Source organism: Deinococcus aetherius (assembly GCF_025997855.1).
Lineage (GTDB): Bacteria > Deinococcota > Deinococci > Deinococcales > Deinococcaceae > Deinococcus > Deinococcus aetherius.
In genome coordinates, this window is record NZ_AP026561.1 from 80,536 (window position 1) to 96,375 (window position 15,840).

Sequence of the window (15,840 nt, forward strand, 5' to 3'; positions counted from 1 at the left end):
GGCTCAGCCCTGAGTGATGAACTGGGTGAGGGTGAACTTCGCCTCGGGGTGCCCGCCGAGCAACTGCCCCAGCGTCTGGTTGGGGTCGGACAGCTTGGAGCGCTCGTAGACCAGCTCGTAGTGAACGGTACCGCCGTCCTCAGCTGCCCCGTCCATCAGCCCGAAGGTGCGGAGCACCTCGAGTTTGAGCTGACCGACCGTGGTGGTGGGGTCGAGGTGCGCGTGGTACGGCTTTTCGGCGGCGGGGTACTGCACGCGGACATTCACTTCGTGCGGTTTGGCCTGATGGGGGGCGAGCGTCTGATTCTGGCTGGTCATTTGTGAACCACCTCTTTCGGGCGTGACCTTGACGGTGGGTACAAGGCCAGGTAGGGTGGTTGCATCAACAGCATCCACCGGCGACTTCGGTCGACTGGTCGTCACCTCGCTTCGAGCGGCAACTCGGGCGGGGTTCGTCGTTGTGCCTCTACGGCGCGGGTCCACTCATGGCCTTCTTGTACCACGCCCGCAGCACGGATTGCAAGAAGCCACATGGGTGAGCGTTACTTCTGGTCCAGAAAATGCCCTTCAGAGCGGAGAAACGTTTACTACGGCCACTAGCTTTTCTAACGCTTTTCGTGTAACATCACTTTGGGGAAGTGTAGAACGCATGACCCTGAGGGGAAAGGAGATGACGACCATGGACTTGGGCAACCGCTTGAAAGAGCGCCGGGAACGCGCCGCGCTGACCCAGGAGTACGTCGCGAAGCAGCTTGGGCTTTCGCGCGAGGTTTTATCGACCTGGGAGACAGGGACTCGAAAACCGAATGACAAACAGCTTGAGAACCTTGCCGTTCTGTACCGCACGGACCTGGCTTACCTGAAGCTCGGGCGCAGTGCCGGAGACAAGGACCGCCAGTTGCTGCTTCAGGACTTACCGCAAGACGACGCGGTGATCAGCGCTTTCACGCGTTGGCTCGATTTCCTCGACTCGTGGGCTGGCTTCCTGCAAGCCCAAGGCGACCCTCTCCCCGGGCCAGGCAAGCCTCCGCGTGCCTTGGACCAGGGCGGCAATGTCACGGACGCTCGAAAGGCACCCACCTTCGCTCTGGAAGCACGACACGAGTTCAAGCTCGCCTTTGACGCTATCCACGATCTGGAAACGCTTCTCGACGAGCAGAACGTATTGGTATATAAGACGCCTATTGAGAGTATGTCGGCTTCAAACGAAATTGTTTCGGGTGCCTTTTATAATCATCCACGACTAGGTTACTGTATCTTCGTTAATACCAAGCAACACGATGCAAGAATAAGATTTACCCTTGCCCATGAGTTTGCTCATGCTTTATACCATTATCGTGCGGGAGGAATTATAAGTCGCAATGGTGATAGAAACCCGAGAGAAACATTTGCAAATGCGTTTGCATCACATTTTCTCGTTCCGGGGAAGGCCTTGCGAGAACAAGTTAATGAGATTGGAGGTAAGGAGTATTTAGACAGCATGCAGGCCTTCAGACTAGCGTGGCACTTCAATGTCAGTTATGCCATGATGCTTTTCCGGTTGCATAATGAAAAGTTGATTAGCATGAATGACATGAACGAATGGGCGTCCTACAATGTAGGTAAACTTGCGAAGAACTGGGGGATTCGTGCGAGTGATAGCTATTTTGCTATCCCTGCAAACGCCGCCAACGAAATTGCAAAGTATCCGATCTCCGTCCTGAAGCGCGTCAAGCTTGCTTGTGATAAACATCAAATTGAGCCGGATGGAGCGGCTGCCCTCCTCAGTGTTTCAAAGGAGTCTCTTGTCGAAGGTTTGTTGCAACAAAGACGTGTCGACAAGAGCGATGACCTACTTGAACTTCACGAGCTGCTCGCTGTCCGTTGAAGAATGAGCGAATCAACTGTATGCGCCCACACCTCTACGCGACCAGCCATGTCGGACCTCTCGATCACGGCAACTCTCACGCGCAAATCCTGCTCGACGAAAATCACGTTGCGTGGGTTGTGAAGTCACTCGCCAGCGCTCAGCAAGGACCCACCCGCGGCCGCGCCCTATTCAACGATTACGTCGCCACGCGCGTTGCGGAACTGCTCAACCTACCAGTACCTCAAGTTTCGGTCATCCTGGTGGAGGACGTCCTGCTCGACGCCTTTCCCACGTTGCGTACGCAAGCATTCGGTACATTCACCCCCGGGTTTCACCTGGCTATTCGTTACCATCAGGGCGTCACTCTCCGTGACTTCCGCAGCGCTGGTCTCTCAAGCCTTGCGGATCGGAGGGTAGTGAACAAGCTCGCTGCGAACGCGGTTGTGACCTTTGATACCTGGACCTGCAACCCTGACCGAGCAGTTGAAACGGATCTCGGCTTGTATGAGAACGAGGGCAATTTACTCTTCGAGACCTCGCGACCAGGTGAATTACGCCTGATGATGCTTGATCAGGGGCAAGCTTTTGCAGGAGACTGGCACGACCAACCGGATGGAAACCCATTCAGTCGATTGGGAGCATGGCCGCTCCGCTTAATGGGACACCTTAACCTCTTCGTGCGCGGACGTTGGCTCGACCTCGAGTCCTGCTTGGAATACGTCTCCCACATACAGCACGTCCCGCTCGTCGATCTGCGGAGCATTGTTCACGAGGTTCCGTGGGCATGGCGTGAAGGAATCAGTGAAGCTGAAATCGAAGAGCTTCTGCTGTACCTGATTAGACGTGCGGCACACCTTGAAAAGCCCATGTACCAGGAACTCACGGCTCTCCCCGAACGCATGCACGCTCGCAGGAGGCTCACATGAACAGTGTCATGCGCGCTCACTACGCCATGGTGCAGTTCATTCCAGACCGGGTAAGGGATGAGCGTGTGAACGTTGGCGTTGTGCTTCAATCACCTGATTATGGCTACGCTGCCATGACATATCGTCGACACATGGACGCCGCTCTGCGTGCCGTGCATCCACAAGTCGACGCGCAACTTGTTCGGCTGCTCGTGCAAGGTCTTTGCGCAACCTTCGCGCCTTATGACAGCGAACCGCATTTCCCACGTCTATTCCCACTTCAACTGGGTGAAGAACACCCAACCCACCCGACCTTTCTCGAGCGGTTCAACACACCGCACGGTCAGGTGCATTTCACTCCCCCGAAGGTGGTGCTTGTCAGCGATGCTCAGGGCTTCACAGCAAAACTACGTCAATTGCGGGAGCGCTTGCTTGACGTACCCAACGTTGCCGTGGAACGGCCGACCATCACCAAAGGCGAACTGGAGAAGAATGTCGTGGGTGCCCTTAAAGCACGCCGTGTGCCCCTGGTGACTGAACCCCCAGCGTTTCCAGGTGAGAGATGGCCTCACAACCGCTTTGATGCACTGAACTTGCGTAGCAACCGACGACACTTGCAGTTCCTCTCGTACGACATTGCAGATCCGCCCACCGCCGCTGCTAAGGGCTTTGTCATGTCTGTCATGGACCTGAAGTCCGGAGGACACCGCTACCGTGATGATCAGTTCGGCGTGATAGTCCAGAGACCGGAACATTTCACCTCAAACAAAGATGACTACGAGGCGCTGCTGCGCATCTGCCGCTTCAACGGCATCACCGTTTTTGAGAATCACCGGGACGATGTTGAACGCCTTGCGGCTGGGCTGCTCAGTGAGCATGGCCTCGCGGTGTGACTGGGGAATTCCGTGGGGTAGCCGGACTGGGGACGCGTGATTCTTGATCAGAGCACCGAGGAGTTGACACGTGTGTCAACTCCTCGGTGCTTTAGCAAGACTTTGTCAGAAGTGGAGAAAGAGGTCGACAGAAAGGCGCACGAATAGCGATGGCTCCCCAACCGCCGAAAAGTTCGATCGGGAAGGCAGGGGCGGGCGGTTCTGGCAAGTTAATGCCGGTAGGCTAGTGAGCCGTGACCGACCGGAAGCTCTATCGCCACCGTTTTCCCCTCAGCGTTATTGGTTACGCTCTGCGGCTGTACCACCGCTTCCCACTCAGTCAGCGTGACGTTCAGGAACTGCTCCACGAGCGTGGTGTTCAGGTCAGCCACGAGACCTTGCGACAGTGGAACACGGGGTTCGCGCCGCTCCTGACCGAAGAACTGCGTCACCGAGAACCCCGGCGGGGTTCTCGGTGGCATCTCGACGAGGTCGGCGTCGAGGTCGGTGGAAAGAAGCATTGGCTCTTCAGGGCGTTGGATAAGGACGGGGCTGTGCTGGACATCCAGCTTCAGGAACACCGCGACACCAAGGCGGCCAGGTCGTCTCCACCGCCCGCTGCAACAACCTGGTGGAACAGTCGCATCGGTTCTGGCAACTTAACCTCAGCGGGGCCGTAGTAGCGTAGTGGGCGGCTTGATTCTCAAGCCGCCCACTGCATTGCCTCTCGCCAGAGGAGGAGTGCTGCGGATTGGTTGCTTCGTCTGAGGGCAGCGGGGACCGTGGTCCGGGTGGAGCAGTGAAGGTTCGAGATTCGGGCATGTAGGGCAAGGAATTCCTGCGTTCTCTGCCGTCGTTTGAAGCCGAGCTGGCTGCGTTCCTGCTGCCGGGTCGGTCGATGCGACTGTTCCACCAGGTTGTTGCAGCGAGCAGTGGAGCACGGGAAGTTCCCGCAGAGCTGCCCCATAGCTCCACAACTTGTCGGTGTGAATGACCTCCGGGACGTCGTATTCCCCCAACAGGCGCACGAAAAAGGACTTAGCGGCCCCAGTGTCGCGACGTTCCTGAAGCAGGATGTCCAGCACTTCCCCACGTTCGTCCACTGCCCGCCACAACCAGTGGTTGACCCCGCCGACCTTGACGCACACCTCGTCCAGATGCCACCAAGAACCCCGACGGGGTTCTCGATGACGCAGTTCCTCGATGAGGAGCGGCGCGAATTTGATGTTCCACCGTCGGAGGGTTTTGTGGCTGACCTGAACACCGCGCTCGTGGAGCAGTTCCTGAACGTCACGCTGGCTGAGGGGGAAGCGGTGCTAGAGCCGCAGGGCGTAGCCGATGACGCTCAGGGGAAAACGGTGGCGGTAGGGCTTCCGGTCAGGCACAGCTCACCACCCTACCGGCATTAAGTTGCCAGAACCGCATCGCCTGTTGGACGATGTTTCGCCTTCTCGTTAATTTTTGCACCCAGCGCATCTCAACGGACTTTTGAACGGGAGTCAGGTGCTTGGGTCTGACCGTCACGCTGCACTTCGCGCACTCCAACATGGGGAGCCACTGCCGTCAATTTTCCTCATCCGCCAGGCGCAGCTTAAGAAGAGAGCTAACCAAGCCGCCGTACCCACTCCTAAAAAGCTTTGACGGGGCTGACGACAACTCACCTCGCGTCAACGGGTCTGCCGTTCTCAACACCCGACTACAACAACTCTCTGAGCGGCACCCCCACCCCGGCCGCCAGCAAGTGCATGTTGTCCACACTGATATTGCGTCGCCCCACCTCGACCTGGGCGATGTAGGACCAGGTGATCCCGCTGGCCTCGGCCAGGTCCTCCAGCGTCATCCTCCTCTTCTGACGTTCCTCGCGTAGACGCCGCCCGAAGGTCAGTCTCGACTCCGTCGGGCCCTTGTCCGTCTTCGCCACCGCCCCAGGCTGGCGATCCCTCTACACAAGGGCCATTCAGTTAAAGCCATGTTGATTTAAGTCATGTTAGGTTCTGAGCACCGCGTTCAGGAGGTGCTCCACCTATGGGAAGAAGGTCTGTCCTGCTGATCCTCTCCACCCTCGCCACGGCCCACGCTCTCCCACCGGCCGATTGTAGCCAGTACGTCTTCGTGCGCCCTACCAGTCTCAGCTACCTGTCGCTGCCGCAGTTCCCGAACGAAGCCGAGACCGTCGCCATCGACTTCCTCGAACCACAGGGGGCGGCCAAGCCGGTCAGCCTCTGCGGCTTCACCTTCAAACCCGACGTCGTGAACCGGGTCCTGACGGTCAGTGCACCGCGGCTGTCCAAGTTCTCGACCCTCTTTCGGGAGAAGACGAAGGCAGCAAGCAAGATCTTTTTAGAGAACGCTTACCGGGGGGCGGGGGGAAGCGTCCCCATCGAGGACTCCTACGTGGTCTTCGATCCGGCCTCCTACGTCCTCACCTTCCAGCTCCCGCGATACCAGCAGGCACCCTCTCGCTTCACAGTGGGGGTCAAGGTCGATGGGGGTCCGATTCAGCCTCTGTACTTCAACCGCAAGGTCCAGAAGGTCAACGTGCTGAGGACCGCGAGGGTCGTCGACATCTACGCCAAGGGGGGGCCGAACGATTCCGTGAGCTGGCAGCGCGTTCGGATGGACCTCAAGGGCGCCGTGATTGAGATGTACCGCCAGGCGACTTTCCCGACACGTTGACCACGAGGGCGTGAAGGAGCCCGGAATCGGCCCCTTCGTCTCGTCGCGTCCCCTTCGCTTCCCGAGGGAAGCTGCCGCAGGGCGGCTCGGCAGCAGAGAAGCGTCCCCCGGCTGTCCCCTGTTCATGGAGGCCTCTCATGGCCCCAGCCTGTCCCTGAAAGGAGGGCCTCATGCCACGTCGACCGAGCCCTGAAGGAGAACGGGCACTCCGGACCGTCCTCGCGGGCGGATTCACCTTCTACGGGTTGATCAGCGCGCTCCCTGAGCTGCCGGTTCCCCTCCCCGAGTGGGTTTACCGGGAGGTGGTGGGGGACCAGCACCTGTCCGTCCGATGTCAGGCCATCGGGGTGCTGCCTCACGGACACGACGCCGTGGTGCTGCAGGCGCTCCTGAACCTACATGGACAGGCTCCCCTCCCACACGGACAGGTGGCCTGCACCAGTGACGCCCTGCGCGAAGCCACCTCGTCCCTCTCCCCCGACTTGTCCTTGACGGATCGGCAACTGCATGACTCGCTCAAGCGCCTGAAGTCCGCCACGCTGACCGTGACGCGGCAGCAGGGGCCGCGGGGCAGCACGGCTCACCTGAGTTTCCTGGACAATCTCGAGTTCGACATTCGAGAGCGAGCCGACGTCTTTTTGCTGGACACCGTGAGTGTCCGGCTCCCGGAGCGAATCCTGCGACTCGGGCAACTGGATACCCCCAATCGACGGAGCGTCCCTGTGGAAGAGCTGCTGGAGCTGAAGCCGTAAGAAAGGGCCGATCTGCAGATGAGTGACCTCCTGCTTATCTGTCCCCAAAAGAGCCATCATCAGTGTTCTGACGCTGACTCCTTGGAGAGAACGTACCCCAACTAACCTGGCCGTTTCAGGCTTCGCTCGGCTTCACCTCCTGGGGCCCCATCTGATGGCGACTCAACGCTCGTCGCCCGCACAGCAGGGACTACAAGCGCTCTGCTACTGATGGATTTTATTATAAATCTGTACGGTTGACGCCGACTCCACTCGAGCCTGAGTACATTTCGCCTGCCGATTTGGCCACCAATTACGCTACATCACGAAAGTATCTTTCCCACCTCGCTGCCACAATAGGTGCAGGCCACTCGCGCGGCTTATAGAGACCCATACGCTCGCAAAGCTTCAGGAGAGTGGCGGGTTTAAGACAAACACCGGTAAGCACATGCCAGCGCCGAGCTAGTTCCCTGTAGGACGGCGTGACGCAGACGGCCGTCGAGGTATCAAAGAATTTCAGGAACAAGGCGTGCTGCTCGGCCGGGACGATGGGTGGACGCCCTTGCTTCCTGGGCACGAGGGAACGTCCCTCGCGCCGCATTCGTGCCAGACGCTCCACCGAGGAGAGGCTGACGCGGTGGGCACACGCCACATCAGCCTGCCGTTGACCTTGGTCAAGGTCGGCCAGGATGCGCTCACGAGTTGACATTGGAATGGCCCGCATAACCGTACCCCCAGAGTACTTTATCCCCTTCAATGTTTGTCAGCATGTGAGCGCAACCGCTCCTGGCGCGGAAAAACTTGCTTTCGGCCTTCGGACGAAGTACCATCACGGCCAGGTCAAGGAGTCGGGTCAGGCCTGAACAAGGAGGGCACACCCGGCACCCCATCCGTCTGGAGCCTCGGTTTCCCTAACACGTTGCTGGGAGCCTGGGGTAACGAGCCTTCCGCCACATCCACCGGTCACCACTGAATTCGGCGCCTTCCGGACGTCGCTACTCCTGTCATGTAGGCCAGTTCCCCAAGAGGCTGGGCTGCGACGGATGAATCGTGCTGTTTCAAAACAACAGGCCAAAGCCTTGACGGAGGGGGACGGATGAACCTAAACCAGCTGATCGCCACCAAGCCTCAGCAGTTGTCACCGAGGAACAAGCGGGTCCTACGTGAACAAGGAGCACGGGCCTGTCCGGCTCAATGAGGTGCCGTTTGGACATTGGTCAGCCCCATCTGTGGGAGGCCCGGGATTGTACGCGGCGAACGAGGACTGCCAGGGAGGTAATCCCCAGCAGGGAACGCAGACCTTCGTCGCAGGGCCATCTCGGCCCCGCCGAGTTCGAGCAGTCAAGGCGAGTCACTTCACTCTCTGCCCGCCGCTGCGGGTCAACTCCAGCTCAAGAGGACAGGTTCCGGAGAGAGTCCTCCGTGGGGACACTATGACCACGACGAACGAGTACAAACCCGGGCGGACCGTGTACCTGGGCGACGAGCCGTACGTTCTCGTGTCGGTGCTCGACTTCGAGCACGTGCATGCTCGGCACCCGAACACAGGCGTCCTCAGGGTGTTAAAGCGTGTCGACATCATGTTCCGCCCGCCGCAGACTCCGCCGCCGCAGCTTCAGCACGAATCAATGTTCACTGACGCGCAGTGGGCCGAAATGCAGCGCAAGCGTGATGCGGTCGCGCCGATTCTCGCCCACCCCAAAAATACGGCCGCGCGCCACGGCGCCATCAGGGCTCTTTCCAAAGAACTAAATGTAAGTCACGTAACAATTTATGAGTGGGTACGCAACTTCGAGGAGGCCGGCATGCCCGGGCTGGCCCGCAAGGTGAGATCAGATCGGGGTTCCCGCCGGATCAAGCGCCAGAACGGCGAGAGGTTGGATGCGTCGGCACAGGCCGCTTTTGACACGCTCCTGAACGACCTCATCAAGACGCACTATACCGACCACCCCCTCACGTCCAAAAAGACAGCCATCGCACGAATCCAGGCCGGGCTGAAGGCCGAGGGGTGGGCCGACGCGCCGTATCAAACTGTCTGGAAGTGGCTGGACGCCGCGCGGCAAAAAGAGCCGGAAGCTTTTGCTGCCAAGGAACTGGGCGAAGAGGCTGCCGAGAACCGGTATGCAGACAAGCAGGGGACGGTCCCGGTCGGCGAACATCCGTTGGATTTGATGGACATCGACCACGTGTACCTCGACCTCGAACTGGTCGTGGGACAGAAGCGGCTGCCCGTCGGCCGCGTATGGATTACCCTCCTGCTCGACACGCGGACGCGCATGGTCTGGGGGTTTTACGTCTCCTTCGATCCGCCGAGTGTACAGTCGCTGGCCATGTGCCTGCGTCATGCCGTCCTGCCGAAGGAGGCATGGTTACGCGAACTGGGAATTGAGGGGGTGGAATGGCCCTCCTGGGGATTTTTCAAACGGATTCGACATGACCACGGTCGGGAGTTCTACTCGAAAAGCTTCGACCGTTTCCTTGACAAGTACAGCATCGAGCGCGTGCCGCGCCCCCCGTCGAGGCCACGCTGGGGGGCATACATCGAGAGGTTCGCCGGGACGCTCAACCGTGAACTCCACGAGGTGAGGGGCACGACCTTCCACAACGTGGCCACCAGAAAGGCACACCGTCCCAGACACGAGGGCCGACGGGACGCGGTCTTCGTGATTCGGGAATTGGAAAAGTGGCTGGCCGTCCTGATCGGCCAGGTGTACCACAATCGGCCTCACAAGGGGCTGGGGATGTCGCCGCTGGAGCGATTCCGGCGAGACGTGTTCGGAGAGGGCGGCCAGCCCGGAATGGGTCTGCCAGCGCAGATTGACGACCCATGGACCTTTGCCATCGACGCTCTGCCCACCGAGGAACGCGGCGTCCAGGATGGTTCGGTCGTCACCCTGAATTACCTGAAGTACCATGCTCCCTGGCTACGGGATTTCCTGGGCAAAAAGGAACCGCTGGCATTCAAGGTCAACAGACACGACATACGTACTCTGTACTTCTTTCATCCCCAATGGAAAAAGTACGTGCCTTTACCGTGTAAGCTTCCAGATTTGCCACCCATCACCATCTGGGACATGAATGAAGCGAAACGGATAGCACGAGCCAAGTTTGGAAATGATCTGGATCAGGAGAAAGTCGTCGCGGGCTATTACCTGATGCGCTCCCTGGAAGAGCAGGAGTACGAGAAGTCTGTCGCCGCCCGCCGGGCCGGCGCCCGTCGTGACGAGGCCACCCGGCATACCGAGGAACTGAACAACCTCGCACCACCCGAGAGCGGGGCAGAGCAGGAATCGGCCGACTCAACGATGCTGGGTTGGTTGGATGAGGGCGACATTGAGGCTTATGCCGAACGGCCGATGAGTGACAGGGACCGGTAATGTTCGAACATCTTGGACCCGAAGCCCGAGCCGTGCTGGAACTCGGTGACGAGGAGCGGATCGCCTACATGCAGCGGCAGCGTTGGTTTGACCACGACCACGCCAAGCTGATTATGAAACGCCTTGAATCATTGCTCAAGCACGAGCGCAACAACCGCATGCCCTGTGTTGCCATCACTGCGGAAACGAATAATGGGAAGACACTCCTGCTGGAGCGGTTCGAACAGGATCACCCACCGATGATCGTCCCGGTTCCAGGGGGTCATCGTACCGAAAGACCGGTGCTTCGTGTCAGCCTAGTGGAAGACACAACCAACATACATATTTATAGACAGATTTTGACTGCGGCTGGAGTTCCTTATCCAAGACGTCCAGATTCACTCGAATTGCTAAAACAAATTCAGCATACGATCGAAAATATCACAAAGACCAGGATAATAGCTATTGATGAGGGTCATAACATCAGGAAATACCCGCCAAGGCAACTTGAAAATGCCCTGGGAGCGCTTCGCTCCATCGCCACAGAGTGTAAAGTAACCCTGGTTATGGCCGGACTGCCAGAAATGCTGTTCATGTTAAACAGTGATCGTCAGCTAGAAAATCGATTCAAGATTGTTTATGAATTGCCCCGGTGGACTGAAGGCCTTGGCTTTCAACAACTACTGAAGGCTTTCGAGCAAGGCCTGCCCCTCCGCGAACCCTCAAACTTGTTCTTGCCGCCTCTCGCTCCTCGATTATTAGAATTGAGCGGTGGTCTGATTGGAGAGCTCCATGAAATCCTGGCACGTGCTGGCGAGGAGGCCATACACAACAAGAAAGAGTACATCAATGTTGCGCTTCTGGAGGAAATGGGATTCGTGTCCCCGATGGCACGTCGGGTCGCGAAAGAAAGTCAGGTTGGAGTTGCTGTTAATGAACGCATTGCCGAAGAAGCTAAGGCTCAGTTGCAGGACAAGGAGCGCCGCAAGAAAAAAACGCGGAGAGCTCAATCTATACCTCCTTCTAAAAGCGCAAACGAGGCCCCAAAAAATTAAATGCATTGCTGTTACCTGTTTGGTAACAGGAGCCTAACTTGGAGGCTAATATTCGTTTTTAATTCGATAATTTAAACTTAATTGTAAAAACCACACCGGCGGAGGTGGAGGACGGGGGGCACCGAAGAATTTTACAATAACAATCCTTATTGTAAAAACATGGTCGCGTTCAGGCCGGGTCAAGAGCGAGGGGGGTCACCCGGGCAGGGATCATCGCTCTCTGACGGGAAAGACGGGAGGATGAGAGCTGCGGCATCGAGCGATGTCAAGGCCAGCCGGGGTACAACGGGGAATGACCCGAGACGACCGCGCGGCCCGCATCGCCGCCGAGTACGCCGCCCTTCCCGAGGTTCTCGCCGTGGCGCTGGGAGGCTCGCGCGCCGCCGGGAACCGGGACGAGCACTCCGACATCGACCTGTACGTCTACAGCCACCATGAGGTGCCCGTGCCCGCGCGGCGCGCCCTGGCCGAACACCGGGGGGAACGTGTCGAGGTGGACAACCGCTGGTGGGAGCCCGGTGACGAGTGGTTGGAACGTGGAGACGGCCTGCACGTCGACGTGATGTTCCGCCGCGCCGCCAGCTTCGAGGACCACCTGACCGCCCTGCTGGAACGCCACGAGGCGCGGCTGGGCTACACGACGGCGCTGTGGCACAACCTGCGCACCTGCGAGGTGCTCTTCGACCGCGAGGGCTGGCTCGCGGTCCTGAAGCGGCGGGCGGACCAGCCCTACCCGGACGGGCTGGCGCGGGCGATCATCGCCCTCAACTTTCCCCTCCTGCGCGGGGCCCTCGGCGCCTACCCCAACCAGATCGCGCTCGCCGTGCGGCGGGGGGACCTCGTGGCGGTCAACCACCGTCTGACGGAATTCCTGGCCTCGTCTTTCGACGTGCTCTTCGCCCTGAACCGGACGCCGCATCCCGGCGAGAAGCGGCTGCTCACCCTGGCCGCCCGCCTGCCGCTCGTGCCCGAGGACTTCGCGGGCCAGGTGGAACGGCTGCTCGCCTTCACGCCGGGGACGCTGGGTGAGGTGCCGGGCCGGGTCGAGGCGCTGGTGGACGCCCTTGTCCGGCTCTTGCAGGAGCGCGGCGAACTCCCGGCACCTCGGGGAACGGAGGCCCGGGCCCTGCCCTGAGACACTCGACGTGAATCGCGAAACGGGTGGTCAGGGCGCTTTTGTCGTCCGGGAGCAAGGAGGAAAAAGACCCCGGTCGAGGGGGCGGGAAGACCTTCGCCCCCGCCCTCCGTTCGACCAGTCGTCCTGCGCGACGGGCGCGGCGCTGTTCCTGTGCGGGAGGAAGGGCGGAAAGGGTCTCCCCTGCCCGCCCGATTCCGATACGCCCGCACCCCGGGTTCTGCTCGTTCACGTCTAGGGACAGGCGACCCCCGAGGAGTCAGGTGTGTGCGAGGAGTTGCCCCGGCCGTGTGCCCCCTCCCTACAGACCCAGCCCTCCAGACCGGGCAGCGCCGCCACGCGGACGGGAGAAGGCGACGGAACTTCGAGGAGCCGGGGATTGTCCTCCGCCCGCCGCTCCCGGATCATCCCGCTGCGTGCCCCACCCACCCCGACCTCAGTCCGCCGCCAGCCCCCTGCGCAGCCCCTCGGGCACCCAGTCGCCGTGCTCGGCGAGCAGGTCGTCCACCAGCGCCCAGATCTGGTCGAGGTCGAGTTCGGCGGCGGTGTGCGGGTCGAGCATCGCCGCGTGGTAGATGTGTTCCCGGTTGCCGGTCACGAGGGCCTCCACCGTCAGCGCCTGAACGTTGATGTTCGTCTGCATCAGGGCGGCGAGTTGGGGCGGGATCCGCCCGATCCGCGTGGGCTGGATGCCCTGACGGTCCACCAGGCACGGCACCTCGACGCTGCACTCGTCGGGCAGGTTGGCGATCAGCTTGCCCGCGCTGCCATCCGAGGGACTGTTCATCACGTTGCCGTACACCACGCGCGGCTGCCCGGTCACCATACTGTGGATGATCAGCGACCCGTACTCCACGGAGCGGTGAACCTCCAGCGGGGCATCGGGGTCCTGCAACTTCGTCCGCAGTTCCTCCCAGCCGCCGATCTGCGCCTCACAGCGGCGGGGGTACTCGTCGAGCGGCACGTTGAAGCGCTCGACCAGATCCTCGCGGCCCCGCTTGATGAAGTACGGCACGTACTCCGAGAAGTGCTCGCTCGACTCGGTGACGAAGTAGCCGAGTCTGCGCAGCATCTCGTAGCGCACCCGGTTCCAGGCCGGGACCTGGCCCGACTCGGCCAGTTCCATCAGCCGGGGATAGAGGTCCACGCCTTTGTGCTCGAACTTGAGGTAAAAGGCCATGTGGTTGATCCCCGCGCAGAGGTAGTCGATCTCCTCCACCGGGATGCCCAGATCCTGTGACAGCTCATAGGCCGTGTGCTGCACCGAGTGGCACAGGCCGACCGTCTTGATGGGCGTCTGCCGCGCGAGGCCCCAGATGTTCATCGCCATCGGGTTGACGTAGTTCAGGTGCAGGGTGTCCGGGCACAGCCGCTCCATGTCCCGGCTCATGTCGAGCAGCACGGGCACGGTTCGCAGCGCCCGCATGATCCCGCCCACGCCCAGCGTGTCCGCGATGGTCTGCCGCAGCCCGTAGCGCTTCGGGACCTCGAAGTCGGTCACGGTGGCGGGCTTGTAGCCGCCGACCTGGATCATGTTGATCACGAAGTCGGCCCCGTCGAGGGCCCGCTCGCGGTCGGTGGTGGCGGTGACGGTGGGCCGCGCGCCGACTGAGCGCGCCACCCGCCCGGCGACCTGCTCGGTCACGTCGAGGCGTTCCTGGTTGATGTCGAAGAGGCGAACGTCGGCCCCTGCGAGTTCGGGAAAGCCGAGGATGTCCCCGAGCAGGTTCTTGGCGAAGACGGTGCTGCCCGCACCGATCATGGCGATTTTGGGGGAAGTCATGGGACACCTTCTGAAGGAGAGTGGGAGGCGAGGTGGTTTTGAACGTTCAACCCTCGCGCGGTGGAAGGAGGGCCCCCAGCGAATTCTGGGAGCCCCCGTGGGCCGCGTTTACTTGAAGAGGGCGTTGACCTTGGCGTTGGCGTCCCCCAGCACGTCCGCCGCCTTGGCCTGGCCGAGGAACACCTTCTGCATGGTGCTCGTCATGATGTCGTTGACCTGCGCGGCGGCGTCGGTGATCGGGAAGAGGAAGGTCCCGCCCTTGGCCTTGGCCTGGTTCACGAACACGCTGGAGTCCACGCCCCGGGCCTTGTGCGCGGCGACAGCGAGGTTGGTCGCCGAGGGGATGGCGGGCAGGACCACGCCCGTGCGCCCGACGACGTTCTGGCACTCCGCCGAGGCAAGGTACTTGACCCACTTCCAGGCGGCGTCCTGGTTCTTGGAGCCGACCCAGATGGAGTCCGCCAGCCCGTTGAACATGCTCTTGCGGGTGCCGTCCGGGCCCTTGGGCAGCGGGGCGATGCCGACCTTGAAGGGCAGCTTCGAGGTGTAGTCGCTGATCATCCACGAGCCGTTCGTCACCATGACGGCCTTGCCCGCGCGGAACAGCGAGTCGCCGCCGCTCGCCTGCACCTCCTGGAAGCTCGGGATCAGGCCGTGCTTGAGGTTGAGGTCAGCGAGCCACTGGATCGTCTGGGCGAAACGGGGGTCGTCGTAGTTGTACTTGGTCCCGAACAGGCCGTTGTTGTGCTTCCAGCCGGTCGTCGCCGTGTAGAAGGCCCACTCGGTCTGCCCGTTGAAGCCCGCCCCGTAGGGGGTCATGTAGCCGTACTGGGCGACCTGCTTCTTGTTGAACTTCGGCGACAGACCGTTGTTCCCCTGCTTGTCGAGGGTCAGCCGCGCAATGGTGCGCTGCCAGGTGCCGCCGTCTTTCGGGTTCCAGGTTAGGTTGGCGAGGTCGGCAGGCTTGAGTCCGGCCTTCGCCAGCAAGTCGGCGTTGTAGAAGATGGCGACGGTGTCGAAGTCCTTGGGCAGCCCGTACCGCTTGCCGTCCTTGGTCCAGAGCTGTGCGAGGCCGGGGTAGTAGATGTTGGTGGCGACCTTGTCCCGCTTGATCAGGGGGTTGATGTCCACGAGCTGATTGTTGCGGGCGAACTCGGGGAAGTACGCGAGGTGGTTCGTGAACACGTCCGGCGCCGTGCCGCTCACGAAGCCGGTCGTCAGGCCGGTCCAGTAGTCGTTCCAGCCCTTCTGGGTGATCTTGACCGTGATGTCGGGGTTCTTCTTGGTGAAGTTCACCGCGCACTGCTGGTAGGCCGGTTGCTGGTTGGCGTCCCACAGCCAGTATTGCAGCGTGGTGGCCGCACTCGCGGTGCTCGACAGGGTGCAAAGGGCGGCGGTCAGGGTCAGGAGCTTTTTCATGGGGTTTCCCTCCGGGGAAGTGGGGAGTGGGCGGGGAGACGCGGGGCGGACGACGACGG

The 15,840-nt window shown here is 60.8% G+C and carries 12 protein-coding genes and 2 pseudogenes; 9 read left to right on the forward strand and 5 right to left on the reverse strand.

All coding sequences use genetic code 11. The annotated features are described in order from the left end of the window. Positions 1 to 3 precede the first annotated feature (3 nt). On the reverse strand, positions 4 to 318 hold the full coding sequence (locus DAETH_RS16655) for a hypothetical protein (RefSeq protein WP_264777834.1): 315 nt from the start codon (positions 316 to 318) through the stop codon (positions 4 to 6). 352 nt (positions 319 to 670) lie between these two features. Here DAETH_RS16655 and DAETH_RS16660 point away from each other — a divergent pair, with 352 nt between their 5' ends. The 4 genes and pseudogenes from DAETH_RS16660 to DAETH_RS16675 form a co-directional block, all read left to right on the forward strand. Continuing rightward, positions 671 to 1,867 (forward strand): helix-turn-helix domain-containing protein, encoded by a 1,197-nt coding sequence (locus tag DAETH_RS16660; protein ID WP_264777835.1) that lies wholly within the window; start codon positions 671 to 673, stop codon positions 1,865 to 1,867. 20 nt (positions 1,868 to 1,887) lie between these two features. Continuing rightward, a complete protein-coding gene (locus DAETH_RS16665) occupies positions 1,888 to 2,775 on the forward strand; it encodes a HipA family kinase (RefSeq protein WP_264777836.1) in 888 nt (295 codons plus the stop codon). Continuing rightward, positions 2,772 to 3,647 carry a DUF3037 domain-containing protein gene (locus DAETH_RS16670; protein WP_264777837.1) on the forward strand — a complete coding sequence of 292 codons (876 nt, stop codon included), beginning with the start codon at positions 2,772 to 2,774 and terminating at the stop codon, positions 3,645 to 3,647. Before DAETH_RS16665 ends, DAETH_RS16670 begins: the two co-directional genes overlap by 4 nt. Before the next feature lie 233 nt (positions 3,648 to 3,880). After that, positions 3,881 to 4,231: pseudogene (locus DAETH_RS16675) on the forward strand (IS6 family transposase); the annotation flags it as partial. A 98-nt stretch (positions 4,232 to 4,329) separates the two neighbouring features. Here the strand turns inward: DAETH_RS16675 and DAETH_RS16680 are convergent. Then, a pseudogene (locus DAETH_RS16680) lies at positions 4,330 to 5,011 on the reverse strand (IS6 family transposase). 311 nt (positions 5,012 to 5,322) lie between these two features. Beyond that, positions 5,323 to 5,547 (reverse strand): helix-turn-helix domain-containing protein, encoded by a 225-nt coding sequence (locus tag DAETH_RS16685; RefSeq protein ID WP_264777838.1) that lies wholly within the window; start codon positions 5,545 to 5,547, stop codon positions 5,323 to 5,325. A gap of 104 nt (positions 5,548 to 5,651) precedes the next feature. Between DAETH_RS16685 and DAETH_RS16690 the strand changes: the two genes are divergently transcribed. From DAETH_RS16690 to DAETH_RS16710, 5 genes are all read left to right on the forward strand, one after another. Continuing rightward, positions 5,652 to 6,302, forward strand: a complete 651-nt coding sequence (locus DAETH_RS16690; RefSeq protein ID WP_264777839.1) for a hypothetical protein — start codon at positions 5,652 to 5,654, stop codon at positions 6,300 to 6,302. A 170-nt stretch (positions 6,303 to 6,472) separates the two neighbouring features. Beyond that, entirely contained in the window at positions 6,473 to 7,054 is a 582-nt protein-coding gene (locus DAETH_RS16695; RefSeq protein ID WP_264777840.1) for a hypothetical protein, read from the forward strand. A 1,412-nt stretch (positions 7,055 to 8,466) separates the two neighbouring features. Further along, a complete protein-coding gene (locus DAETH_RS16700) occupies positions 8,467 to 10,410 on the forward strand; it encodes a hypothetical protein (protein WP_264777841.1) in 1,944 nt (647 codons plus the stop codon). Next, positions 10,410 to 11,444, forward strand: coding sequence for a TniB family NTP-binding protein (locus DAETH_RS16705; RefSeq protein ID WP_264777842.1), 1,035 nt, complete (start codon positions 10,410 to 10,412; stop codon positions 11,442 to 11,444). Before DAETH_RS16700 ends, DAETH_RS16705 begins: the two co-directional genes overlap by 1 nt. 292 nt (positions 11,445 to 11,736) lie before the next feature. Beyond that, the gene (locus tag DAETH_RS16710; protein WP_264777843.1) at positions 11,737 to 12,579 is read left to right on the forward strand and encodes a nucleotidyltransferase domain-containing protein; all 843 of its coding nucleotides are present in this window, start codon (positions 11,737 to 11,739) and stop codon (positions 12,577 to 12,579) included. 436 nt (positions 12,580 to 13,015) lie between these two features. Here the strand turns inward: DAETH_RS16710 and melA are convergent, their stop codons facing one another. Both melA and DAETH_RS16720 read right to left on the reverse strand, forming a co-directional pair. Continuing rightward, entirely contained in the window at positions 13,016 to 14,362 is a 1,347-nt protein-coding gene (gene melA, locus DAETH_RS16715) for an alpha-glucosidase/alpha-galactosidase (RefSeq protein WP_264777844.1), read from the reverse strand. Positions 14,363 to 14,470: 108 nt separating this feature from the next. Beyond that, entirely contained in the window at positions 14,471 to 15,781 is a 1,311-nt protein-coding gene (locus DAETH_RS16720) for an ABC transporter substrate-binding protein (protein WP_264777845.1), read from the reverse strand. Positions 15,782 to 15,840 lie beyond the last annotated feature (59 nt).